1 protein-coding gene is annotated in these 598 nt (G+C 82.6%); it reads right to left on the bottom strand.

Annotation, left to right across the window (positions count from 1 at the left end):
• Window positions 1–598: hypothetical protein (locus PYV61_RS26395; RefSeq protein ID WP_275836868.1), on the bottom strand; the 598-nt coding region annotated here is incomplete at both ends.

Here is a 598-nt window from a genome sequence, read left to right as displayed (position 1 = left end):
CCGCCGCGCCGCCCTGCGGGACGTGGCGCCAGCGGCGCGCGACGGCGGCGACGATCGCCGAGTCGGCGCCGACGAGCGCCTCGAGCCGCGCGCGCGACGCGCTGGCGGCGGCGCCGAAGCGCCACGGCACGCCGAGGCGCGCCAGCGCCTGGTTGGCGGCGCCGAGCTGCGCCGGGTCGGCGAGGGCGACGAGGAGCGCCGGGGTGCGGGCGGCGAACCCGGGCTCGCCGATCACGACCCCGCCGACCGCCGAGCCGTCGCGCACGCGCCCCGCCTGCCGCAGCGCGTCGAGCGCGCTGGCGCCGCCGGGGACGGCGGTCGGGTCGGCGCGCACCGTCGGCGCCTCGCCGGCGGGGGCGGCGAAGTGGCGCACGTCGTTGCCACGCAGCTCGTCGGGCTCGATGGTCACGGTGCCGGTGAGCCACCCCGCCGCGGTCGGCCGCATCACGACGCGCAGCTCGCCGTCGGGGCCCGCCGTGCCGCGCGCCGACGCGACGTCGCGCACGTCGGTGTCGCGCAGCAGCACGCGCCAGGTGACGCTGTCGCGGGCCGCGACGCGCCCCCACGCCTCGCCGGCCGGGGACCAGCGGGCCGGGCG

The organism is Roseisolibacter sp. H3M3-2, from assembly GCF_029211165.1.
Taxonomy (GTDB): domain Bacteria; phylum Gemmatimonadota; class Gemmatimonadetes; order Gemmatimonadales; family Gemmatimonadaceae; genus Roseisolibacter.
This window is presented reverse-complemented; position numbering and strand designations above follow the sequence as displayed.